The following is a 23,665-nucleotide window of genomic DNA, read 5'->3' as shown; positions in this document are numbered from 1 at the left end:
ACCAAACCCTGAACAGAGCTAACTCATAAACGCGGACTCAGAGGGGAGCAGGTCACCCTGATATTCTCAGATCACTTGATCCGGTCGCCCTGCCAACACGCATCGACGAGCACTGACTAAGGGCGCGGATCCACCTCACCGGCGGTGAGCGAAGAGCAGATATCGAACAGATAGTCGTCCCAACCCGTGTAGGCAGCCAAAATCTCGCGTTGACGATCCGACAGGTCCGAGACTGCCTTCTCGAAATTCAGCGCGGTCGGTGCGCCCTCCAGCCGAGGGAGTTCTGCGTCGGCGAGATATCCTTCTTCGACCAGTCGAGAGGCGAGTGCATCGAGGCGTTCGGTCGTTCCGATGATCATCTCGGGATCCGTCGCGCCGTGAATGGCGTGGATCAGGAGTTCGCGTTCATGTCCCAATCCGGCGCGGTTCGTCTCGCCGGAAAGCCTTCGGATCTGACCGTTGTCGACCTCGAGGCGCAGCCTCGGTGCGGTCACGCTGTATTCGAGAAAAGCGCCGAAACTCATGTTTCTCTTGGCAAGGGTCTCGTGATCCGGATGATCCGGTGTCCGTTTGATGAAGGCCCAAACGCTATGGATCCGCGGCCCGGGCCGTCGGATCGCGCAGAGGTACCTGTAGGGAACATCGAGCCGCGGCCCGGCTCCCATGTTCAGTCGCCCGTGAATATACCTGAAACCAAGCTTCTCGGCGCGGGGCTTTCGAGCGAAGTCTTCCAGATCGGCCTGCCGCAGCATAAGCGAAGGATCGGTGCTTTCCTGTGCGAGGAGGGCGGCGGTCAGCGAGGACCCCCCGGTCCTCGGGATGTGCAGGTGGATCAGGACCGGATCCCTGTCACCGACCTCTTGCGCGCGCATTGCCTCGTAGCGTTTACCGAACTCCTCGCTGTTGAAGAGGGCTTGGCGCAGCGCGGGGATGGTCGGATAGCCTTCCGCCAACTCTTGCGGCGTCGGTGCTCGTCCGAGGATTGCATCGAAGCTCCTACGGATCGCCTCTGGACTGATGCTCATATTTCGCCGCTGCGGCGCTTGGCGCTATGCATTTCGATCCGTGGTCTGAAGACCCGTTCTGCGGCGTCATAGACCTTTCGATCATACGAGACCAATTCCTCCATCTGCTCCAGGATCGCCTTCGATGGGGATTGGCGTTCTATCCGCCGGATACCGACACCTCTTTCCATGAGATCGTCGAGAACCTGCTCCGACCGTATTTCGTCTATTGTCGGCTTGTTCAGCATGTCAGCCAATAACCCTACAGACTCATCATACAGATCCATGAAGCCGACTAGATCGAACAGTTCTATATTTGCCTTCGCTTGCACATACATCTGCTCGATCGATGCGTGTCGATCTGAAATATCACCTAGGCCTGCGTGCGGCACCTGCGGAATGTTTGAGAAATGCCTCGCCATCGTATTGTCGATCGATGCGTGCGCCCTGACACGCTCGTCGGAAAAATAGGCGTCGATATCATTTTCTTGCGCCCAGCGGGCCAAGACGAGGTTGTTCCTCTCGACAATTTCTGGACTGTGAGCGCGATGGAAATGATAGAGTGAAATCAAGCGTTCCATCGGATCACGCAGAAAGGAGAGCCGAAAGGTGTTTCCCGGCACGAACTGGGTCGAGTAAAAGTCGTAATGCCCCGAGAAAACGAGACTATGAGCGAGATCGGCGGCAGGGGCGTGGTAAAGCCGGTTGAAACGTTCACTGTGAACGTTCTCCTTTCCGTACCATTGCGTAAGCAATCCATGCATCGTCGTGCCGCCGCACTTCGGGATGTGCAGATAAATGACCCGTCGTTCACTCATGTCGCGAAGTCGCGGCTTTTGACGCCCGAAAGATGCCTTCATCCGTGACGCGGCGACGGTGGCATTCGGGGCCTGCCCGAACTCCTGCGAATTCAGGATTTGAGATCGCAGCTCCCAGACAGACAGACCTTTCTCGAGCAATCTCTCGAACTCTTGCTCATTCGGGTTTCGTCCAAGGATCATACGGTACGCCATGCGGATATCTCGGCGCTCGGCTTTCGCCTGCATCCACTTCCGCCCTCCGGCACCTTTCTTCATGAACGCCCCGCGCGCTGGCCGAGAATCTCCCGCAGCCTGTCTCCGTAGCGTCGTGCGATGGCATCCACCGAGAAGTTCTCCTTGATGAACGCCTTTGCGGAATCAGTACGGGCGAGACGCTCGGCGGGATCATCGTAGGCGGCCCGCAACTGCTGGGCTGCGCTATCGACCGAGGGCTCCGCCCATTCGGATCCCGGGCGCACGAAGATGTAGTCCCCATGGCGCAAGGGGACTTGCTCGTAGTCCACAAGCCAAGAGGTTTCCGGCGTGCAGAAGTCCATGTTTCCGGAATACCCGGTGCAGACCACGGGGACGTTCAGGTTCATGGCCTCGATCATTCCGAAGCCCCATCCCTCGGACTTGTGGAGTGAGAGGTAAATATCGGATCCGGCCTTGAGGCGAAGCAGGTCCCGGTAGGTCAGCGTCTCGTTTATGACGACGATCCGCGGGTCGCCCTGGATGATCGTCTCGACCCTGTCCCACAAAGCGACCTGCACCGGATCGAAGACGCTGTCGCGGTTCTGCGTCTTGACCACGAGCCGGGCCTCGGGGACGTCGGCGAATGCCTTCTGGAAGGCAAGCAGAGCGTTGACCGGGTTCTTCCTCTGAACGAAGGAAAAGCTGTCGAAAGCCACGAGAACGACGAAATGACTTTCGTCGAACCGGAACCGGCGCTCGACATAGGCGCGGGCATCTTCGCGCTCTATGCCAGGCGTATCCTCGTAGCACATACCGACATTGATCACAGGTTTGCCGGCGGCGTCCGGCCTGTAGATCTGGACGCCGTATTGGGTCGAAACCCAGATTTCGTCCAGCATCTCCATCCCTAGGTAATGGCAGTAGGCGGGCGTATCGAGTTCCCAGAAGAAGTAACCGATATTGTAGGCGCCCGAGAAGACGTCTGGCTGATACGCGAAAGCGAGCGGTATGGATTCGGCGTTCAGATGAATGATGTTGATTTCCGCGGGCCCGTACTCCTCGACCAGGAAATCACTGCTGAATCCTTCGGGTGCGGGGTTGTCGAGGTCGAAGTCGACGCCCCGCACGTCGAGGCCGGTGGCCCGCAGGATGTCGGCGGAAAGCCGGGTCGCCTGACCCAGGCCGGACGCTTTCGCCAACGGACCGATAAGCTGGACGTCGACCGTCGGCCTGTCCTCGTTGGGTGGTGGCAAAGCTGCTGCCTCGAACCTATTCCCGTTCCGATCACGCGTCATGAACGAGTAGCTGTCGAGATCGAAGAAGCGGGTCTGGAGGATCGAAGCATAGCGGTCCCGACTCATCTGAACCGGGCTCGGCTCGGATCCGTTTCCTGCGATATCCGTCAGGAAATGCTCGAATGCCGAGCGTGCGTCTTCGCCGGGCTTCAGCAACTGGTCGATCGTCCTGCGAGGCATGTACCGCAGGAGGTCCGGCCGCTGGACCGCTGCCAACAGCATCGCCAGAGCCAGGCCCTTGCGCCCGTCCGGCGTCCCGGGCCGCAGGAAGTGCAGCTTCGGCGTATCCGCGAAGTAGCACTCGCTGAAGTAGCTGAGAGGATATGCATCCAACCTTCGTGAGGGGTGCACGCCGCGCAGAAGATCGGCAAAGCGGTCCGGCACGAGGCAGTCCTCGTAGCCGAGATGCGGCGCATCCTGGTGGGCCCACCAGAACAGCACCTTCAGATACCCGTCGCGATCATTGAGGTTGGCGTTGGCCATCAGATCGGGGCGACCCGTCAGCCGCCACCACATGATGCGACTGATCGTGAAGCTCTGACTGCCCATGACCATCGGTTCGTTCAGGTGCTCGATAAGGTCCCGGCTAAGTGGAACGCGACGGGATTCCTGCGACCTGTAGGCGGTCAGGTACCAGTAGAGATATCGTTCGCTGGACTCGAGATCGGGTTCGACCTGATAGCTCTCGTCCATGCGGTATCTGTACCGGACGTAATCGAGATAGGCGGGGTGGCCGCTGAGCGGGATTTCCGGGATCACCCGATCCGTATCGAACATCCGGCCATGGCGCTCGAAGGCAGGTTGCCGGATCGGAGGCAGAGGGCCCTCCGGTTCGGGAACCTCGTCCATTTTCTCGCAGAGAAGATCCCAATCCGCACCCATCGCATAGCGGAATGCCTGACCGACATCCTTGGCCAGCTTCGGGTCCGTTCCGTCCACGGAAAGGCGGAGCGACCCGATCTCGCGGGACGCTTCCTCGTGCGTGCGGACCGAGATCAGGCCGTCGGCCTGGGCGATCTTGGCCCAATGGGCATCGGTCAGCGGAAAGAAGAACCCGCATTCGACCTCGCCACCTGTCGCAGCCCGCACGTCCTCGCGGATGTGGTTGGCATACCCGGCCTCGACCATCTCGCCGCCGATATGGAGCGCCACGGGAACCCGGCCCTTCATCGTCCGCCGATCGACCACCCAGCCGCGGAGCTGACCGTCCTGTGTCAGCCCGTCGAGGAAGCCGAGATAGGGCCCCTGCCTCTGACGTCGCGCTACGGCGCCCGCGGCCTTTCGGACCGGAGCCAGGCGCGGATGGCTCAAGAAGGCCTTCACTCGGTCTTTCTGGCTCACGTCGCGATCCTCAGCTGGCCGTACCCGTCAGGCGATTGCGTCGTAATCCAACCGGGCCATCATCTCGGCAAGGCCCTTGACGTCAACGCTCGGCTGCCAACCCAAGGTCTCGCGAGCCTTGGTGGCATCGCCGATCAGAAGATCGACCTCGGCGGGGCGGTAGAATTTCGGGTTCACCTTCATCACCAGTTTCCCCGAAACACGATCGGTCGCCGTCTCGTTCTCGGCCTCACCCGTCCATTCGAGATCCATCCCAAGCGCCTCGGCGGCGTAGGTGAAGAACTCGCGGATCGTCGATGTCACGCCCGTCGCCAAGACGTAGTCGTCAGCGGTCGGCTGCTGCAGCATCCGCCACATGCCCTCGACATAGTCGCCGGCAAAGCCCCAGTCGCGACGGGCATCCATGTTGCCCAGCTCCACCGCGTCATTGCCGCCCCGTGCCAGAGCGGCCAGGCCAAGTGTGATCTTACGGGTGACGAATTCCTTCCCGCGCAGAGGACTCTCATGGTTGAAAAGGATCCCTGACGAGGCATGCATTCCGAAGCTCTCGCGGTAGTTCATCGTGATGTAGTGACCATAGACCTTGGCCACGCCGTAAGGCGAACGCGGGTACAGCGGCGTCTTCTCGTTCTGCGGCACTTCCTGGACCAGGCCGAACATTTCGGAGGTGGATGCCTGGTAGAACCGCGTCTCGGGCCGAACCGAGCGGAGAGTATCCAGAATGCGAACGACGGACATCGCATCCACCTCGGCGGTGTAGACAGGCAGTTCCCACGATGCGCCGACGAAGCTCTGGGCAGCGAGATTGTAGAATTCGTCCATTTCGACCTTCCGGATCATCCGGAAGATGCTGTTCTGCTCGGCCAGATCGAATTCGTGCAGATGCACCTGATCCAGAATGCCCAATTGTTGGAGCCTCACCGTCTCCGGCTGGGAAATCCGGCGCACGCCACCGTGGACCTCGTAGCCTTTTTCGAGCAGCAGCTTCGCCAGATACGAGCCGTCTTGCCCCGTGATGCCCGTAATGAATGCCGTCGTCATCTGAATGATATGTCCTGCCTGGAAGTGCGTGCGTCACTAGATTTCGACTGCCCGAAACGCAACGCCTGTCGTCACGCAACGGCGCCATCGCGCGGACGGTCGTGGGTGTTTCCGCGTGTCTAACGGATCGGCGGAGCCGACACACCCGCATCCGCCCTCGTCACTCGGTTCTGGCCCATGACGCCGGGATGTCGGTATCGACCTCGTTGAAGCCCCAGGCGCTGCGCAATTGCTGTCTGAATCGGTTCGGCTTCGACGGAAGCCTCAACCCGTCCTTTTCGGTGACGGGCAAGCCCATGGAGCCGAGGACGTCCCGCCAGAAATCCGGCATCAGGATCGCGTCCCCGACATCGAAGCCTTCCTGACCCACGGTGAACGTGTCGCGCGTGAACCCCTCGATGAGGTAGTGGCCTCTCTTTCCGAACCAGCTCGCCTCGTGGACACCGCTCGATGAGAGGGCCGCGACGCCCCGTAGGCCGTCATGGCTTACCAAGCGGTAGAAGTTCTCGGTCGTGTGTCGGACCCCGTCGAGGCGTGCCGAGATCGCGTCGATGACCTCCTCCTGGGTCTCCAGCGGGTGCGCCTTGATCAGGACGTTGTCGTACTCGGCTGCCACGCGCTCCAACTCGTCCAACCGATCGAGCAGAGAGACGAAGCGGCCATCCCGGATCAGGACCTTGTCGTATCGGGTCTGCAGCAGGATCAGCAACGTGTTCGGACGGGGAGGCGACGGGAACGATTTCGCCACATTCGATGCAAGAACGCCTGCCTGAAGTCGGATCAAGTCCTCCGGCACGCCATGGCTTCGGATCGCTGCGGTCCCGGCTTCATGCGATGCGCTGACCTCGAAGAGCAGATCGTCCATGAAGCGGATGGGCGACAGAGAGACATCGACGAACGGGACATCTCGCCGGGAGAGAAAGCTCACCAGCCAGCGGGGCAATTCGAAGCCGATGACGAACGATTTCAAGAACCAGCGGTCGAGCAGGTCCTCCAGCATCGGGGGCAGCGTCTCGGCATCGAACAGGCGGGGCCAGTCATGGATGCCCCGGCGGATCCCCATCATCTGGTAGACCGCAGAGATCGTCGTCGCGTCGACGCGGGACCCGTTCTGCCAGCGATGGTCCCAATGAAGGATCTCCTGGGGCAGACCCGTCGCCATCTCGACCGGGACGCCCACCGCCTTCCGGAGCCATAGGATGTTCTCGTGCTGCGTGGGCAGCAAGCCTGCAATCGAGGGGCGCAGGAAGTCGCCCGTGAAAACGATCCGCTCGACCGAATTCATACCGGTATCGCGCCGCTTTTCGTGGCGCACATCGTGCCCAGCAACGCCTTGAACGGGGGAATCCAGCTTTCGACGTCCTCGTTGCGCACCCGCCTGATGATGTCCTGCGATAGAGATTTTCGCCGGGCCGCGTCCGACAGGATCAGTCCGATCCGATAGGCGAAGGTCTCCTTGTCATTGGCGATCAGATCGTCCGGGATCAGGTGACGCAGGCCGCGCGCGCCCTCATCGGTGGTCATCACGGGCCTGCCGTAGCAGAGCGGCTCCAAGGTCTTGGTCTTGACACCGCCACCCGCGTAGATCGGGCTCAGCGCAAGATCCGTTTCGGCATAGATCGGCTTCAGATCCGGAACATCTCGCAAGACTTCAACAGCCATGCCATCGGGGATCTCGGGAACATCGACGGAGCCGACGACACGCAGTCGGAACGGTGCTCGGACCAGAGGCAAAATTTCGCGGATCAGAAAATGAAGCGTCACCCGATTGACGGGACTGTCTGCCGCGACGAACAGAAGCGTCTGCCCGTCGCCACGATCCCGCAGGGGAGCGAGCGGCAATCTGAACGGGGCGATCACCAATGGCGTCCGGGTCATCTGCCGGAAAGCCATGGCGTCTTCCTGGGACATGGCCAGCGCAAGATCGTAGCGGTCGAGCGCGGCACCTTCCTCTCTCCCACTGATCGAGATGGAAGACTTCAGACCGTGACGTGCCAGCGAGGCCGCGCGCTGGGACTGACAATCGTGGGTGTCCACCACCCGCAAGACGTCGCGTGGCACCGCCGAGGCCATCCATCCACGGTTAAGATAGGGGGTCAGGACGGCATCGGCCTCACTGTCGATCACGGCCTCGGCGATGCGAGCGGCGATGTCCTCGCGCGGCATGTCCGCTTCGATCCCGAGTTCATCGGCGCCTCGCAGGCTCCATGCCGATCGCCTTGCGGGCCGGTCCGCGACGACCGAACTGATCACGGTCAGATCCAGATGTCTCGCGAGCGTGTCGCACAGGCTGCTCATGCGGACGGCAGAGCCGATACGCTTCTCCCAGAACGGAAAGTCGCACAGGGCGGCGATCTTCATTCCGATGCCGTCTCAAGCGGGCGGAAGGCAAAGCGGGAAATGTTCGCACCCAACATCCGGCTGTCTCCGCCGCCTGGCATGCGCCATTCGCCGATCCTGAACTCCAGGACCACATGGCTGGAGGCGCTCAGCACGTCCTCGGGCGGCCGCACTTTGGCGACGAAGCGGTGAGGGGCCGTTTCATTGGGGACGATCTCCGCTTCCCTATCCGTCGAGCGGATGGAGAGCGTCGGAAGCTGGTCTTTGTCCAGAACGTAGCCATGGATTTCCAGCTCCTGCGGCACTGGTCCGAGATGGGGCAGACAGGCGACCGCCGGCCCGTCCACGGGCCGCATCCACCTGTGCCACCCATCGCCGCCCCGCTCGACCCCGTGCCAGCCGTGAGCGAGGATGACCGACGAGAAATCGTAGTCCTTCGGGGTCTTTACCCCGCTTTCGATCCGATCCCCGTAGGCCGCGACAACCATCGGATCCGCGAGGATCCGCGTCGGGTCGGTCTCCGACCGCGTCTCCATCTCGAGGCGCAGGAGATAGATCTGTGCCTGCACCTGCGCGATCCGCCGGTTCATTGCCGCATAGATCTCGGCCGGCGTCGCATCCGGCGGGATTTCGCCGCTGCGCTCGAAGACCTCGGTCAGGTAGGTCGAGACACCGGTGAGTGGACGCATGTCCACCTCGGTCCCGACGCGATGACGCATCCGGTCGAGCTGCAAAAGGGTCGCCACCTTCTCGGCAAGCGGCACAAGATCGTCGTCTTCCATCGATCGTTCCCTCTGACGCTGTATCCCGGCTGTGGGCCCGCCTCCTATCGGCCACCCGCCCCGGCAGCAACCGCCAAAGGCCCCGACTCCGCCACCGCTGTTCCCGAAAATCCGCCAATTAGGGGTTTCTCAACAGTCGGGGGCTTAGGGGATCGAGAAACGCGCGAGCGAGCGCTGCGATCACTTGGTAAGAGAGTTCGAAAAGACCCGTGGATCCATTCTTCGACGACTTCGCCCATGCGGCGCTTTCTTCCGTTGCCGGCGATCCCGGCGACACGCAAGCCGAGGCTACGGCGCTGACCGAGGGTACTTGGCAGATCGAAAGCGACGGGTACGACTGGTTCAAGGTCGAGTCCCTGGATGGAGAAATCGCCCTATCGATGTCGCCTACAGGCGATACGGCCCGCGACGGCCGGAACGTCAATATCGAGCTTCGGAATTCCGCAGGGCAGGCGATCGGATCCTCGTTCACGCCTTCGGGGGATGAAAGCTTTTCCCGGATCGTGACGACACCCGGAACCTACTACGTCCGGGCCTATGACGGGCAATACGTCGACAATCCGCCAGACGGCTTCGGCATCACCTATAGTCTCTCGATCGATCTGCCCGAAGCAGATCCCAACGACGGCAATAATACGAGAGGCGAGGCCGACCTTCTTTCGCGTGGCATCACCACATTTAGCGGCTCGAAAGAGGATTGGCATCGGATCGAGACGGGTCCCGGCCCGGTCAGCCTCGAGATGCGTCCGACGGGTGAAATCGATCTCAATCTCTCACTCTTCAACGAAAGCGGAGAGAGGATCGCGATCGACTGGCAGAGCTCGGGGCCCGAGAGTGTTCAGGTGGCGGCGCTGACCGAGGGAGTCTACTTCGCGCGCGTATTCGCGCCCCAGTACCAGGCGACCGGCGCCCCGAATGGCATATCGCTCGACTACACGTTGCAACTGGACATGCCTCGTGACTCTTGGGTTTCCGAGCTTGGCCTGGGGCCGGTCCGCAATGCATCGGTCGGCGTCTATGACATCGATCGCGATGGAGAGATGGAGATCGTCGTCGGGGCCTCGAAGCTTCTGGACGACGCGGGCAATGAAATCGCGCCCGGAGGCCTTGCCGTCTTCGAAGCGGACGGCACGAAGAAATGGGTCAAGACTTTCGACGCCTTCCCCAGCATCGATCCGGCGACCGGCAAGTCGTACGAGACGACGTCCGTCACGACTGCGCCGACTTTCTCTGACGTGAACGGCGACGGCTCCATCGACATCATCGTCGGCGTCGGAGGCGTGAACGAACCGGGGTACAATACCGTGGGGCAACCCGGCGACGACGGCGGTGTCTATGCCGTCGATGCCGACGGCAACACCCTGTGGTTCCATCAAACAAACGACCGCTTCGGTGACGAAGACAGGCCAGATGGCGTCTACGGTGCGCCCCGTGTCTACGACATCGACAGGGACGGTGTGCGTGAAGTTCTATTCACCTCCTGGGATCACGGATACTACGTCCTGGACGGCCGCACCGGAGCGGTCGAGCAGCGAGCCAATCTCCACGATACTGCAGGCGCGACGCCTGCGGTCGCCGATCTGGATGGCGACGGCCTGAACGAAGTCCTGGTTCCGTCCGACATCTCGCGCAATCCGGACGCGGGCTTGCCGCAGCAGGGCGGTGTCCTCCACGCTTTCAACGCATTCGGTCAGCAGGTCGTTCCCGGCTGGGACGGGCAGATCGCTTCATCGACAAGTGCGGATTACAGAGGGAAATTCGACGAACAGTCGCTGTGGTCCAGCCCCGTGATTGGCGATCTGGATCGCGATGGCCGGATCGAAATCATTCAGGGCACCGGCGACTTCTTCAAAGATGACCGCGGCACCCACGTAAAGGTGTGGAACGCGGACGGTACGTTGCGGCACACGCTCGAAACGAATGGCCGCGTCATGGCGGCCCCGATGCTCGCAGATCTCGACGGGGATGGACGCGACGAAATCGTTGCCGCGACGACCAATGGCTGGGTCCACGCCTTCAACGCCGACGGCACGCAACTCTTCGCCGTTCAGCCCAAACCGTTCAACGGGTCGGTCGAGGCGATCATCAACCGTCAGCCGATCGCCGTGGATCTCGACAACCGGGATGGCGATCTGGAGCTTCTCATCAGCAAGGGCGGCCAGATCATCGCGATTGACAGTGATGGAACGCAACTCAACGCGATCGACGGTCCGGGACCCCTCTTCGGCGCCTATGTCGGATCACCGGTCGCGCATGATCTGGACGGTGACGGGCGTCTCGACATCGTCGCGGCCGGTACGGATCCCGACAGTGGCGAGTCCGTGCTCTATCGCTTCGACAACATCCTCGACGCCCGGGACGGTGAGTATCGAACGGCGGCCTACCAGGACAACCAGTCCCTGCATGAGATCAAGGCTTTCGTCGGACGCTTCTACGAGACGATCCTCGGGAGGGATGCGGACGCGCAAGGCAGCAACGCATGGACCGATCGCCTGCATACCGGTGTGATGGCCGGTGCGGATGTCGCTCGCAGTTTCATAGGATCGCCTGAGTTCCAGGGCCGGAACACCTCCGACGAGGACTACGTCACAACGCTATACCGCGCCTTCTTCGACCGGGCGCCGGACAGCGGCGGCTTTTCGGCATGGGTCGGTCGTCTGGAGGACGGTATTTCTCGTGATGCGGTCCTGGACGGCTTCATCGGTAGCCGCGAATTCGCCAACTTGGCGCAATCGTTCGGGATCGAAACGGAACTTGGATCCGGCCGGCCAAATGGCGAAGGGACCCTGACCGGCTCGGGCGACGACACAGACGTCCTGCGCGCCGGCGACGGATCCCAGACGCTCGTTGATGGGACGCCGCTGATCGAAGCGACTTCGCGGGATGAGGCGGATGTGACTGGTCAGGTCTACCGGCTCTATGGCTCTACCTTGGGCCGAGAGCCGGATACGACAGGGTTCCAGAACTGGATCGACGCGATCGCCGAGGGTCGGGTCGGGCTGGTTCAGGCTGCCGGGGCTTTCGCGGGCTCGCCGGAATTCCAGCAGCGTTATGGCGATCTCGAAAATTCAGAGTTCGTGAATCTTCTCTACCAGAATGTCCTAGGAAGAGACGCAGACGCGATCGGCCTGACCAATTGGACGGCTCGGCTGGATGGAGGCATGAGCAGGGCGGAAGTCGTCGTCGGGTTCGCCGAAAGCACAGAGTACCGACGCGGAACGCAAGCCGATCTCGACGACTACATGCGTACCGCGAACAAGAAATGGACGGACGTCTTGGAGGGTGGCGCAGGCGATGACCGAATGAACGGTGGAACTGGCGCCGACGTCTTCATCTTCCGTCGCGATGCCGTCGGGAGCGATACGATCCATGGGTTCGAGCCGTGGGATGAGCTGCAATTCTCTCGCTACGGCTACAGCTCTGGCGCGGATGCGCGCGCGAGGATGAGCCAGGACGGAGATGATGTGGTCTTCGCGGACCGGGGCCAGACGATCCGCTTCGTCGATATGTCCTTGGCCGATATGCGCCGGGTCCGCTTCAATGTCTCCTGACCTGAATGCGGCCCGGTGGCCGCGCATTGCGCCGGCATAGTGCCGCAGAAACCGGCCGGTACGGGGCTGGCCAGTCCTTGGCAAAGAGGTGAGCGTCGCGGTTACTCACCCGTCGATGCGAGGTCCGTGGACTGACAGTGATGACACTCCAGTCCGCCGGCCACAGGATTTGAGTTCAGGCACACGTCAAAGGATCATGCCGGCCGTGCGGAATGGCTCGGCATGATCTGTTCGTCTGCGCCACAGATCGAAGCAACATCTCATCCGATGCAAAGTGAGGGTCGGAACGACGTCTCTGCTGCAGGTTTTCCTGCCTTGATGCCTGCTCCGCGCAATCCGCCTGGCCAGATCGCACGTCACCTCGGCCCCCAACAAGAAGTGCGAAACCGAAGCGACGCCAATATTCAATCTTCGATGCGACTGCCCGGAAGTTGCCACATAGATCGAGGAGTACGGCCGAGAGGTCACACCTTTCCGATCTGAGGTCGTCATCTCGATTGATGCAGCATCGGCGTCCCCATACGCTGCATCAAAAGACAGGCCGCCGTCACCATGAAGCAAGTCCTCGAAGCCCCGATCGTCGCAGCCTGCGGGCGGCATTTGCTGGCGGATTTCCACGGTGCGACGAACCTCTTTGACGGGACGCCAGCCGCAGAGATCTTTCGCCAGGCGGCCGAGGCAGCGGGCGCGACCGTACTGGACACGAATTTCCATGATTTCGGACAGCGCGCCGGCTTCACCGGGGTCGCCATCCTGGCGGAGTCCCACATCTCGATCCACACCTGGCCCGAGGTTGGATATGCCGCCATCGATATCTTCATGTGCGGCGATTGCGATCCCCGCGTCGCGCTGGACCACCTGAGCAAGTACTTCCGTCCCTCCCGGACCGAGCTTCGCGACATCACGCGAGGCGCGCCGAACGCGGTCGCGATCGCAAGCTGACGCAGGACGGATCCGCCCGATGGGCCACGCTTCTCCTCTGCGGGCTGATCGCCGGCATCTACGCTCTCGAAGGGGCGGTCAGAACGACCGCGGCAATCTCGGGCCTTGGCGATGCCATGCTCGGCATCCTTCGTCACGGAGACGCGCAGCACCTCACGGTCAATCTCTTGCTGATCGCCATCGGAGGCAGTCGAACCGAGCGTCGGATCGGATCGTGGAAGACGCTGTGCCTGGCAGCTCTTTGCGGGATGGCCGGAACGCTGGTGCAATACGCGGTGACCGGCCCCTACTTCGTCGGCGCCTCCGGCATTGCCTATGGTCTGGTCTGCTATGCACTCGTCGCGGGCGCATCGGGATGGGGGCGCCCTATCCTTGTTGCCGCCATTGCCACGACACTGATCCTCGAAGCGGCGTTCTTCTGGAATGATCTTTCGGTCGCCGCTCATGCAACCGCTGCCCTGATCGGAGGAGGCTTCGCCATGTTCGGCTCTCTGTTCGCGTCAAAAGAACCCCGACTTCGGCCAATGAAAACCGCCGACATCGCCCATGTCGTCGCGATCATCGATGAGACCGATGAGGACGATGCGGTCGAGGCCGAACACGGATTCCTCAAGGGCGATCTCGACGGTATGTTCGTCTTGACGCGTGGCAGCAAGGTGATCGGGGTGACGGGTCATTCTGCCGACGAACACGTACCCGATATCGCGTGGCTGTCCTGGACATATCTGACCGAGGAGGAGACCGGCGAGGGGCTGGGCCGCTTCATGCTCAATGAACTGCTGGGATACCTGCGCGAGATGGGGATCCGCAAACTTCTGATCGCGACCAGCGACTACGGCGAGAACGGCGAGATGGTCTATGCCGCCGCTCACAGAATGTACGAGGCCTTCGGCGCCGAGGTCGAGATGACCGTTCCGGACTATCATGCCCGGGGCGAAGCGAAGATCGTCTATGGCCTCGAAAACCCCGACTACCAAGGCGGTGCCGAAGCAACGTCCTATGACGAAACGGGTCTCGTGATCACCGGCGCCGCGCGCGAACCGGAAACCGACGGTGCCGCCGGCCTGATCTGGAAGGCAGGGCCGGACGGTATCGAAGGGATGGCCAGACACCTTGATGAAATAAGGCGAAATGGCGCGCGAATTGCGGTCCTTTCCATCCCGAGTGACATCTCGGACGCCAACGAAGAGGCTTTGCTGTCACATCGCTTCGAAAAACGCGGACGGATCTCGGATTACTTCGCCCCCGAATTGCATCAGGTCTGGTGGACGTGTTCGCTGCGGTAAACTACTAGAAGTTAGAAGGGTCCGGACGTGTTTCAACAACTAAAGCTGATCGCTTTCCTAGCCATTGGCGGCTTCGTCGCCTACTCGGTCTTCCTTGCGCCGCAGGACGAACAGACTGCCGATCTGGGTCAGGTTCTCGACCGGACGGAGTTCGTTCTCGCGAATTACCAGGGATATCTGGGTGAGCAGGGGATCACCGAGGTGACCGATGAGCGGATGGCCGAATTCACCGCCTTCTATACCGAAGTGCTCAACGCCGATCCGCGTTTCTACGGCAAGACGCTGGGGCTGGATGTGCAGCCCGACGCGTCCTTTCTCGGCTTTGCCGATGACAATGCGAATGGTGTGCAGGATTCCGGCGAAGGCAAGGTGTTCACGGTCGAGATCGACGAAGAGAACAACCGCCTGATCGCGACCGACGCCGTCGGAAACGCCTCGGGCCTTCGCTTCTCGGGAACCGGCTTCCTGGCCGGCGTTCTGCTGGGCAACCTGATCAACCGCCAGCGTAGTGCCGGGGTGACGAAGTCCAGCTTCTCGAACCGCAACGTCACGCCGCGCTCCAACTACCGCGCGCCGTCCTCGGCCCGATCCGGCGGCCCGCGCGCCGGCAAGTAAGCCGAATTATCGACCTTCGAGGGCTCGCCCGCGGGCGGGCCCCTTCGATTCCGACCTGAAGACGGGGGCCGTCCGATGACTGACATGCCGATCCACGAGGCCGAGACCAACGATTACTCGGACCTGCCTCAGCGCCAGGCGCTGATCCTGCTTGGCTCGATCCTCGTCGTGGCGCTTTGCGGGATCGTCTACGAGCTGATCATCGGGACGGTGTCCAGCTATCTGATCGGCGACTCGGTCCACCAATTCTCGCTGACGATCGGGTTCTTCATGTTCGCGATGGGGATCGGGTCCTACGTCTCGCGGTTCATTCACGGCAACCTGATCCAGGTCTTCATCCGGATCGAGCTGGTGCTCGCCATGATCGGGGGCGTGTGCAGCATTTCCCTCTTCATGCTCTTTCCCTTCGCGCCATGGCTCTATCAGGTGGGGATGTTCGCGTTCATCTTCACGATCGGCTTTCTGGTCGGATTGGAGATCCCGATCCTCACACGGATCCTGTCCCAGCGATCCGACATGCGTCAGTCGCTGGCCGATGTGCTGTCGCTCGATTACGTGGGCGGCCTGATCGGGTCGGTCGCCTTCCCGCTGCTGCTGCTGCCGTCGCTGGGCCTGATCACCGCGTCCTTCGCCGTCGGTCTGACGAATGCCCTGGTGGCGTTACTGAATGTCTTCTGGCTGAGGGAGCATCTCGACAATCCGGGCCGGATGCTGGGCTATGTCGGCCTGACCATCGGCGCGCTCTTTGCCTTCACGCTGGGCGCATCGCGGATCACGGCCTACGCGCAGGACCATCTCTACTTCGATCAGATCGTCTGGCAGACGCAGTCGCCCTACCAGTCGCTCGTCGTCACCAACACGTGGAAGACCGACGACGTCCGGCTCTTCATCGACGGTCATCTGCAGTTCGCCGAGGTCGACGAATACCGCTACCACGAGGCGCTCGTTCACCCGGTCCTGTCCTGGACACCCGGTACGCCGGAGAACGTCTTGATCCTGGGCGGCGGCGATGGGCTCGCCGTCCGCGAAGTGCTGCGCCACCCCTCCGTCCAGCGCATCGACCTGGTGGACCTCGATCCCGAGATGACGCGTCTTGGGCAGGAATTCGGCCCGGTCCGGCGGTTGAACGGGGACAGCATGGCATCCGACAAGCTGCACGTGCACAACATGGATGCCTTCGTCTACGTCCGCGAGACGGATCGCCGCTATGACCGGGTGATCATCGACTTCCCCGATCCACATAACGAGGCGCTCTCCAAGCTCTATTCGATAGAGTTCTACGCCTTGGTCCACGGCGCAATGACCGACGACGGCACGCTTGTCACCCAGAGCTCGTCCCCCTTCGCGACGCGCAACACCTACTGGACCGTCGCGCGCACCCTCGAAGAGATTTTCCCCGAGATCGTCAGTTATCAGACTTCGGTTCCGTCGTTCGGGATCTGGGGCTTCCACATGGCGTCGAAAGTGCCGGGGGGACAGCTCGGCCCACTGCCGAACGGGCTGCGGGCCCTGACGCCGGAGACCTTCGAGGCCTCACGTACCTTCTCGGCTGATCTGCTGCCGACGAAGGAGTTGGAGGTGAATTCGATCTTCAACCCGACGATCTATCGCCGCTACTCGGAAGATCGCGGACGGTCCTGACGTCACTGTCGCGCTAATCGGCTGGCAGATCGTAATAGGCGCGATACCACGCGACGAATTGCGCGATCCCGTCCTCGAGGTCTGTTCCCGGACGATAGCCGGTCAGGCGTTCCAGAAGGTCAGACGAAGCCCAGGTGGCGGGCACATCGCCCGGCTGCATGTCCATCAGGTTCCGCCGGATCTCGACACCAAGTTCCCGCTCCAGCGCATCCACGAAGTCCAGTAGCTGGACGCTACGACCATTCCCGATATTGACGATCCGGTGCGGAGCGACCGGGCTGAGCGTGTCGCCCTGAACGACCTCCCCGCGCACATCGACCTGCGCCGGAGGCAGGTCGATCAGCAGCACGATCGCGCGGACGAGGTCGTCCACATAGGTGAAGTCGCGCGCCATGCGCCCATGGTTGTAGAGGTCGATCGCGCGCCCGTTCAACGCTGCATCCACGAACTTGAACAGGGCCATGTCCGGCCGCCCCCACGGCCCGTAGACCGTAAAGAAACGAAACAACGTGACCGGCATCTTCCACAAATGCGCATAGGCATGGGCCATGTGCTCGTTCGCGCGCTTGGTCGCGGCATAGAACGTCAGCGGATGGTCCGCCTTCTGATCCTCGGTAAAGGGCATCTCGGTGTTGGCGCCGTAGGCCGACGAAGTCGACGCCATCAGCAAGTGCTCGACCTCGCGCATTCGCGCGACCTCCAGAACGTTGAAGGTGCCGTCGAGGTTCGAGGACACGTAGGCGCGCGGGTTTTCAAGGCTGTAGCGGACACCGGCCTGCGCAGCGAGATGGACGATGATGTCCGGCGCTGCGTCGTCTGCCGTGCGGCGCAGCAGGTCCATGTCTTCCAGCATCCCTTCCACGGCGCGGAAGCCGGGCGATTGCAAAAGGACTTGATGCCGCCGCCGCTTCAGCGCGACGTCGTAATAGTCGGTCATCCCGTCAAAGCCGGTGACCTGCCATCCATCCGCGAGAAGACGGCGAGCCAGGTGAAAGCCGATGAACCCGGCAGTTCCCGTGATTAAGACGCTGCGCATGGCTTCCTGTCGGGGAGCCATGCGCCGGGGTCAAGCGCGGTCAGGCCGCGCGCCGGCGAACGCGGTGACGCTGTTGCGGCCGCTTGGCGGACTTGCTCGGTCCTTTCGGCGCCGCGCCGCGCGGCTTCTGCCCCTTGGGCTTCTGGCCTTGCGGACGTCCACCGCCGCGCTTGCCCCCGCCCATCTTCGGACGTTGCAGCGGCCCTTTGAACATCTCCCCCGATGCGACGGGAATTTCGATCTTCATCACCTTCTCAATGTCTCGCAGGAGCCCCGTTTCTTCGGAGGAGCAGAACGCCACGGCCGTTCCTTCGCGGCCGGCCCGCGCCGTGCGGCCGATCCGGTGGACATAGGCTTCGGGCACGTTCGGCAGGTCGTAATTCACCACAAAGGCCACACCCGGGATGTCGATGCCCCGCGCGGCCACGTCGGTCGCCACCAGGATGGGCACCGTTCCCTGGCGGAAGGCGGCGATGGCCCGGTCCCGCTGCCCCTGGCTCTTGTTACCATGGATCGAGGCTGCGTCGTATCCGTCGGCGACCAGGCCCTTCATCAGCCGCTCAGCGCCGTGCTTGGTGCGCGCGAAGACGAGTGTCAGGGCACCCGGTTCGCTGTCGAGAATCTCGCGCAACTTGGCGGGCTTGTCGGATTGCTCGACAAAATGCACTTCCTGCGTGACCTTGTCGGCCGCCTTGCCCGGCGGCGTCACCTGGACGCGGACCGGATCGTCCAGATAGGCGCGCGACAACTCGTCCATTTGGCTTGGCATCGTGGCCGAGAACAGCATCGTCTGGCGCGGCGTGCCCAGTTCGGGCGCGATCCGGCGCAAGGCGTGGATGAAGCCCATGTCCAGCATCTGGTCGGCCTCGTCCAGCACCAGATACCTAGCGGTCGACAGGTCCACCGCCCCGCGATCCATCAGATCGATCAGTCGCCCCGGTGTCGCCACCAGGATATCCGCGCCCCGCTCCAGCATCGCGACCTGCCGATTGATCGACTGACCGCCCACCACGGTCGAGACCTTCAGCTTAGTCCCTTTCGTGTGGACGCGCAGGTTGTCGGCGATCTGGTTCACCAGTTCGCGCGTGGGCGCGAGGACCAGCGCCTTGACCGTCTTCGGACGGGGCCGGCCCGTCCCGGTCAGCTGCTGGATCAGCGGCAGACCGAAGGCCAGCGTCTTGCCGGTCCCGGTCTGCGCCAGGCCCATCACGTCACGCCCGGACAGGGCCAGCGGGATGGCTTTGGCCTGGATCGGTGTCGGCGTTTCAAGGCCAGCCTCGGAGAGCGAGGTCAGCAGGTCGGGCACGAGGCCCAGAGTTTCGAAGTCTTTCAAGTCATATCCTTTCGCGCCCCGGCATACGGAGCGCAGAGGCCGCGAAGGCGCGGCGCACGAGGGTCCGCAGAGGCCCGATCGGCATCCTGCGGTCAGAACCCTGCGTGATGGGGAACTGGGGGGTCGGGGGTTAAGCCGTCGCGCCCGCCACGGGGCGCCGCCTGCTCACGCTGCGGCCGACGTTGCAGCGCAGATGGGCGATCGGCCCGGCCAAGTCAAGCGGCGCGCATCGGGCAGAGACCTGTTCCCGCGGTGCGAGAGGCTCTGTCCCTCGCGCTCTCTGGGGAAAATCTCCGCCACGATGAGGGGATCAGGTTCCCAGCGCCTTGTCGTCCTCGGAGAGCGCCGCCCACCATTCGGCATAGCTGCTGTTCCAAGGGGCCTTGCGGCCTTCGTCCGGGGCGCCGTCATCCCACCAGACCGGTCCGCGTTCACCCAGACGTTCCTTGGCGGCCTGCACGGACGCGCGGGCGGCGCGGGTGGCGTCTTCGCTGTCGGCATCCCGCACGGCGCGACGCGCCTGCATCAACGCCTTGACTGCCGCGCGACGCTCTGAGTCAGCCAGTGACGGGTCGGTGCAGCGCCAGAGCCGGCCTTTGGCCACGAAGTATCTGCCGTCCGGGGTCGTGGGGTATTTCCGGCTCACGCGATCCGGATGACCTTTGGGTCGAGGTCCAGCACGTAGCCCTGCCGCGTGATGTTCCGGATCAGCAACGCCGTGACGATCTGATTGCCCAACGCATCGCGCAAACGCTTGATGCGGGTCGCGCCCGCTGCCTCTTCGGCATCGGCCTCGGACTTGCCGGAGATCGTCGCTTCGATCTGCGCACCCGTCAGCATCTCGCCGTCCAGTCGCGCCTCTGCCAGAACGCTCAGCGTTTCCATCGCGGCATCCGTCAGTTTGAGCTCGATATCGTTGAGGTAGACCGCATTCTCCGCCCGGCTGATGACAAGCGACGTCACCTGGATGCCGGACCGCTCGATCTCGCCCATGCGCCGGTTCAGCGTCACGATCGCGACCAGCAACACGACGCAGGCGATCAGCAGGGCCGTCGCAAAGACCATCAGGACGAAGATGACCGTCCGGTAGCTGATCAGCACCTCGGAGAAGGCCGTGCCCGACTGGGCGAGGATTTCCAGCAGACGGATCTCGGCCTGGCTGGTCAGGTTCGCCTCGACGAAAAGCCGCTCGACCCGGTCGTTGAATGCCCCGCCCGATGGCAGCGTCGCGAACAGGAAGACGGCCGCCGCCCCAAGGATGACGACGACTGCCGCGATGCCGAAGCCCAGGATCCGGGCGGATGCCGCGCGCGTTTCAGTAACGGAGGAAGTAGGGGCCTGCACGATCTCTCCTCTGGTCCAGTCCGTCAGCGCCGAAGGTGCCAACCACCTGCAACAATTGCCAGCCGTCGCCAAGACGGCTTCGCAGGGCCGCCGTTGCCGCCTGCGCGTTGCAGGGACCGTCGGGGAGTTGGATCACACCATAGTGCAGGCGCAAGGGATCGTCCTGCTTGGCCTTGTAATCGGCATAGCAGGCCGCCTGAGCCGGCAGAGCGGCAAGCGCGAGGAATGCGAGGGAGAGGAGTGCGGATCTCATGTTCCGACAGATGAGCGATGGGAGGGCGTCAGGCAATATCCCTGCGACCGTTATGCCATGACGACGCGTGGATATTGAGCGCCGCATCGGCTGCCGACGAGGGTTGGGACACCGAGTTCGAAGCTGTAAGGAGCCTGCCATGTCCCGTTCCCTGATCGCCGCCCTCGTCGCACTGGCGCTATCGCTCCCCGCCGCGACGCCCGCCCGTGCCGATGCCGAGGACGTGGCCAAGGTCGTCGGCGGTCTCGTGCTGCTCTACGCGCTGAAAGAAGCCATAGAGAACCGCAACGACCGTCGCGACCGCTCGCGGGAGGTGCGCCGCGACCGGCGTGATTACTACGACCCGATCATCAGATCCCCGCGGCCGCATCGCCGTCCCGGCAATCAGGTGCTGCGCCGGGATGATCGCAGCATCCCGGCCGATTGCCTGCGCAGCCTGCGCACCCTGGACGGTGTCGTGACAGGTTATGGCGCGCGCTGTGCGCAGAACCGAGTGCGCCGGGCAGGCTCGCTCCCGCCGCAATGCCTGCGCCAGGTGCGTGGCTTCGAGCGGACCCGCACGCTTTATTCTCCGCGCTGTCTTGCGCGGAATGGTTGGGCGATCCCACCGGCCTACCGCAACCTCGCCTCGCGCCGTTGAGCGGACCCGACCTCAGCAACGAACGCGCCGCCCGGGACCGGGGGGCGCGTTTCGTCGTCGGGGTCGACGAGGTCGGACGGGGGCCATGGGCCGGACCGGTCGTGGCCGGGGCCGTCTGCCTGCGTGGCGAGGTCCCGCCGGGGCTGAACGATTCCAAGAAGCTGACCGCAAAGCGGCGCGTGGCCCTCGCCCCGTTGATCGAAGACATCGCACACCATGCCATCGGTGAGGCCAGCGTCGAAGAGATCGACGCGCTGGGCATTCGCAAGGCGACCCATCTAGCGATGGAACGCGCCGTCGCGGCGCTGGGCGTCTCACCCGATCACCTGCTGATCGACGGAAACGACCGCCCGTCATGGGCGAGCGTTTCCTGCCAGACGATAGTGGGGGGCGATGGCGTCTCGGCGTCCATCGCGGCGGCGTCGGTCCTGGCGAAAACATGGCGGGATCGGGGAATGGTGATCCTCGCGCAACAATACCCCGGCTACGGCTGGGATCGGAACATGGGCTACGGGACGGCCGAGCACCGGGAAGGGCTAAAATGTCACGGTGTGACACCACATCATCGGCGTAGCTTCGCACCAATACGCAACATCTTGTTTCCGCCGACTGCCCAGAATTCGCCTTAATCGGGTCTTTGACGTCCGCGTCGCACCACCGCATCCTGCCCTCACAACAAGAGCGCACCCGAAAACGAGGGCGCCGCACGAGGCAGTGACATGGCAGGCAAGACCCGGGAGCATTCGCTTCCGCTCGATACGATATTGGCAGGCGACTGCATCGCCGAGATGGAGCGTCTGCCGGCGGAAAGCGTGGACCTGGTCTTCGCCGACCCGCCCTACAACCTGCAGCTCAGAGGTGATCTGCACCGGCCCAACAATTCCAAGGTCGACGCCGTGGACGACCATTGGGACCAGTTCGACAGCTTCGCCGCCTACGACGCATTCACGCGCGATTGGCTCTCCGCTGCGAGGCGCCTGCTGAAGCCGGATGGCGCGATCTGGACCATCGGCAGCTACCACAACGTGTTTCGCATGGGCGCCGCCATGCAGGATGCCGGCTACTGGATCCTTAACGATGTGGTGTGGCGCAAGACAAATCCGATGCCGAACTTCCGCGGCAAGCGGCTGACGAATGCACACGAGACGCTGATCTGGGCATCCCGGTCAGAAAAGGCGAAGTACACGTTTCATTACGAAGCCCTGAAGGCGGCGAATGACGGCGTGCAGATGCGCTCCGACTGGACGTTTCCGATCTGCACAGGGCACGAGCGGCTCAAGAACGCGCGTGGCGAGAAGGCGCACCCGACCCAGAAACCAGAGGCGCTGCTGCACCGGATCCTGATGGCCACCACCAATCCGGGGGACGTCGTGCTCGACCCTTTCTTCGGGACGGGGACGAGCGGGGCAGTCGCCAAGATGCTGGGACGGCACTGGATCGGGATCGAGCGAGAGGCCGAATACCGCGACCTGGCCCAAGCCCGGATCGGGATGGTTCGCCCGGTCGAACGCGCCGCGCTTCAGGTCTCGACCTCCAAGCGGGCGGAACCCCGCATTCCCTTCGGAACGCTGGTCGAGCGCGGATTGCTGCGCCCTGGCGAGGTGCTCCACTCGCTCAACGGGCGCCACTCGGCGCAAGTCCGGCCGGACGGAACGTTGGCCGCCGCCCGGGAAACGGGATCCATCCACCAGGTCGGCGCGCGCCTCGAAGGGGCCCCAAGCTGCAACGGCTGGACGTATTGGCACTTCAAGCGCGAGGGCAAGCGCGTTCCGATCGACGCCCTCCGTCAACAGATCAGGGATGAGCTCGCAGCGATGCGCTGACCGCCCGAACAGTTACCGCCAGCGCCTGTCGTTCAATGTCCGACGGGCGCACCTTGACCCCTGTCGGCCGCCCCCTTGGCCGCAGGGGTCCTTTTTTTGGGGCGGATGAAACGAAAAAAGGCGCCCGAACGGGCGCCTTCGATCGCATGTGCGGTGTCCCGCGGATCAGTCCGAAGCAGCCGCGGCGGCCAGCAGGATGATCGCCAGGATCGGCACGACGATGCCGGCGGACGAGGACGACGTGTCCTCGACAATCACCACGGGCTCGATCGGCGCGGGCTCGGGGTTGCCGGCATAGGCGGTGGTGGCGGCGGCCGTAACAGCGGCGGCCAGAGCGATCTTTTTCATCTGTATCCTCCAGATTGGCCATCATCGCCGGGGAGTCGGCTGGCAGGATGGCACC

21 protein-coding genes are annotated in these 23,665 nt (G+C 62.9%); 8 read left to right on the top strand and 13 right to left on the bottom strand.

What is annotated here, in order from left to right:
- Positions 1 to 116: 116 nt before the first annotated feature.
- From jaqu_RS17220 to jaqu_RS17190, 7 genes are all read right to left on the bottom strand, one after another.
- The gene (locus jaqu_RS17220; RefSeq protein WP_141134295.1) at positions 117 to 1,025 is read right to left on the bottom strand and encodes a hypothetical protein; all 909 of its coding nucleotides are present in this window, start codon (positions 1,023 to 1,025) and stop codon (positions 117 to 119) included.
- Positions 1,022 to 2,080, bottom strand: a complete 1,059-nt coding sequence (locus jaqu_RS17215; RefSeq protein ID WP_084629965.1) for a sulfotransferase family 2 domain-containing protein — start codon at positions 2,078 to 2,080, stop codon at positions 1,022 to 1,024. The genes jaqu_RS17220 and jaqu_RS17215 overlap by 4 nt, the downstream gene beginning before the upstream one ends.
- Positions 2,077 to 4,635, bottom strand: a complete 2,559-nt coding sequence (locus tag jaqu_RS17210) for a glycosyltransferase (protein ID WP_141134294.1) — start codon at positions 4,633 to 4,635, stop codon at positions 2,077 to 2,079. The genes jaqu_RS17215 and jaqu_RS17210 overlap by 4 nt, the downstream gene beginning before the upstream one ends.
- A gap of 27 nt (positions 4,636 to 4,662) precedes the next feature.
- Positions 4,663 to 5,676, bottom strand: a complete 1,014-nt coding sequence (gene gmd / locus jaqu_RS17205) for a GDP-mannose 4,6-dehydratase (protein ID WP_043920198.1) — start codon at positions 5,674 to 5,676, stop codon at positions 4,663 to 4,665.
- Positions 5,677 to 5,836: 160 nt separating this feature from the next.
- Positions 5,837 to 6,991, bottom strand: a complete 1,155-nt coding sequence (locus jaqu_RS17200; protein ID WP_141134293.1) for a hypothetical protein — start codon at positions 6,989 to 6,991, stop codon at positions 5,837 to 5,839.
- On the bottom strand, positions 6,958 to 8,037 hold the full coding sequence (locus tag jaqu_RS17195; RefSeq protein WP_043920196.1) for a glycosyltransferase: 1,080 nt from the start codon (positions 8,035 to 8,037) through the stop codon (positions 6,958 to 6,960). Before jaqu_RS17195 ends, jaqu_RS17200 begins: the two co-directional genes overlap by 34 nt.
- A complete protein-coding gene (locus tag jaqu_RS17190; RefSeq protein WP_043920195.1) occupies positions 8,034 to 8,798 on the bottom strand; it encodes a hypothetical protein in 765 nt (254 codons plus the stop codon). The genes jaqu_RS17195 and jaqu_RS17190 overlap by 4 nt, the downstream gene beginning before the upstream one ends.
- Before the next feature lie 209 nt (positions 8,799 to 9,007).
- Between jaqu_RS17190 and jaqu_RS21975 the strand changes: the two genes are divergently transcribed.
- The 5 genes from jaqu_RS21975 (at position 9,008) to jaqu_RS17165 (ending at position 16,833) form a co-directional block, all read left to right on the top strand.
- Positions 9,008 to 12,349, top strand: a complete 3,342-nt coding sequence (locus tag jaqu_RS21975) for a DUF4214 domain-containing protein (protein ID WP_043920194.1) — start codon at positions 9,008 to 9,010, stop codon at positions 12,347 to 12,349.
- Between the two features lie 552 nt (positions 12,350 to 12,901).
- Positions 12,902 to 13,291 carry an adenosylmethionine decarboxylase gene (gene speD / locus jaqu_RS17180; protein WP_043920193.1) on the top strand — a complete coding sequence of 130 codons (390 nt, stop codon included), beginning with the start codon at positions 12,902 to 12,904 and terminating at the stop codon, positions 13,289 to 13,291.
- 116 nt (positions 13,292 to 13,407) lie between these two features.
- Positions 13,408 to 14,577: a rhomboid family intramembrane serine protease gene (locus jaqu_RS17175; protein ID WP_043920192.1), complete on the top strand. Its 1,170-nt coding sequence runs from the start codon at positions 13,408 to 13,410 to the stop codon at positions 14,575 to 14,577.
- A 27-nt stretch (positions 14,578 to 14,604) separates the two neighbouring features.
- Positions 14,605 to 15,192 carry a hypothetical protein gene (locus tag jaqu_RS17170; RefSeq protein WP_043920191.1) on the top strand — a complete coding sequence of 196 codons (588 nt, stop codon included), beginning with the start codon at positions 14,605 to 14,607 and terminating at the stop codon, positions 15,190 to 15,192.
- 75 nt (positions 15,193 to 15,267) lie between these two features.
- Positions 15,268 to 16,833 carry a polyamine aminopropyltransferase gene (locus tag jaqu_RS17165; protein ID WP_084629963.1) on the top strand — a complete coding sequence of 522 codons (1,566 nt, stop codon included), beginning with the start codon at positions 15,268 to 15,270 and terminating at the stop codon, positions 16,831 to 16,833.
- A 13-nt stretch (positions 16,834 to 16,846) separates the two neighbouring features.
- On the opposite strand, the gene jaqu_RS17160 is transcribed toward jaqu_RS17165, so the two are convergent.
- The 5 genes from jaqu_RS17160 to jaqu_RS17140 all read right to left on the bottom strand — a co-directional run bounded on the left by jaqu_RS17160 (position 16,847) and on the right by jaqu_RS17140 (position 20,799).
- Complete coding sequence (locus tag jaqu_RS17160) at positions 16,847 to 17,869, bottom strand: NAD-dependent epimerase/dehydratase family protein (RefSeq protein WP_043920189.1); 1,023 nt, start codon at positions 17,867 to 17,869, stop codon at positions 16,847 to 16,849.
- A 40-nt stretch (positions 17,870 to 17,909) separates the two neighbouring features.
- Complete coding sequence (locus tag jaqu_RS17155; RefSeq protein WP_043920188.1) at positions 17,910 to 19,202, bottom strand: DEAD/DEAH box helicase; 1,293 nt, start codon at positions 19,200 to 19,202, stop codon at positions 17,910 to 17,912.
- Positions 19,203 to 19,512: 310 nt separating this feature from the next.
- A complete protein-coding gene (locus jaqu_RS17150; protein WP_043920187.1) occupies positions 19,513 to 19,848 on the bottom strand; it encodes a hypothetical protein in 336 nt (111 codons plus the stop codon).
- Positions 19,845 to 20,546, bottom strand: a complete 702-nt coding sequence (locus tag jaqu_RS17145; RefSeq protein ID WP_043920186.1) for a response regulator transcription factor — start codon at positions 20,544 to 20,546, stop codon at positions 19,845 to 19,847. The genes jaqu_RS17150 and jaqu_RS17145 overlap by 4 nt, the downstream gene beginning before the upstream one ends.
- Entirely contained in the window at positions 20,518 to 20,799 is a 282-nt protein-coding gene (locus jaqu_RS17140; protein ID WP_043920185.1) for a hypothetical protein, read from the bottom strand. The genes jaqu_RS17145 and jaqu_RS17140 overlap by 29 nt, the downstream gene beginning before the upstream one ends.
- A 139-nt stretch (positions 20,800 to 20,938) precedes the next feature.
- On the opposite strand from jaqu_RS17140, the gene jaqu_RS21440 reads away from it, so the two are divergent.
- From jaqu_RS21440 to jaqu_RS17125, 3 genes are all read left to right on the top strand, one after another.
- Positions 20,939 to 21,439, top strand: a complete 501-nt coding sequence (locus jaqu_RS21440; protein WP_043920184.1) for a hypothetical protein — start codon at positions 20,939 to 20,941, stop codon at positions 21,437 to 21,439.
- Positions 21,436 to 22,068 (top strand): ribonuclease HII, encoded by a 633-nt coding sequence (locus jaqu_RS17130; RefSeq protein WP_052501040.1) that lies wholly within the window; start codon positions 21,436 to 21,438, stop codon positions 22,066 to 22,068. The genes jaqu_RS21440 and jaqu_RS17130 overlap by 4 nt, the downstream gene beginning before the upstream one ends.
- Positions 22,069 to 22,158: 90 nt before the next feature.
- Positions 22,159 to 23,262, top strand: a complete 1,104-nt coding sequence (locus tag jaqu_RS17125; RefSeq protein ID WP_043920182.1) for a site-specific DNA-methyltransferase — start codon at positions 22,159 to 22,161, stop codon at positions 23,260 to 23,262.
- Between the two features lie 165 nt (positions 23,263 to 23,427).
- Here jaqu_RS17125 and jaqu_RS17120 read toward each other — a convergent pair whose 3' ends face one another.
- Positions 23,428 to 23,610: a hypothetical protein gene (locus jaqu_RS17120; protein ID WP_043920181.1), complete on the bottom strand. Its 183-nt coding sequence runs from the start codon at positions 23,608 to 23,610 to the stop codon at positions 23,428 to 23,430.
- Positions 23,611 to 23,665 lie beyond the last annotated feature (55 nt).

The sequence above is a fragment of the Jannaschia aquimarina genome, assembly GCF_000877395.1.
GTDB classification, from domain to species: Bacteria; Pseudomonadota; Alphaproteobacteria; order Rhodobacterales; family Rhodobacteraceae; genus Jannaschia; species Jannaschia aquimarina.
The sequence above is the reverse complement of the archived record's forward strand: the minus strand, read 5'-3'. Positions and strand labels throughout refer to the sequence as shown.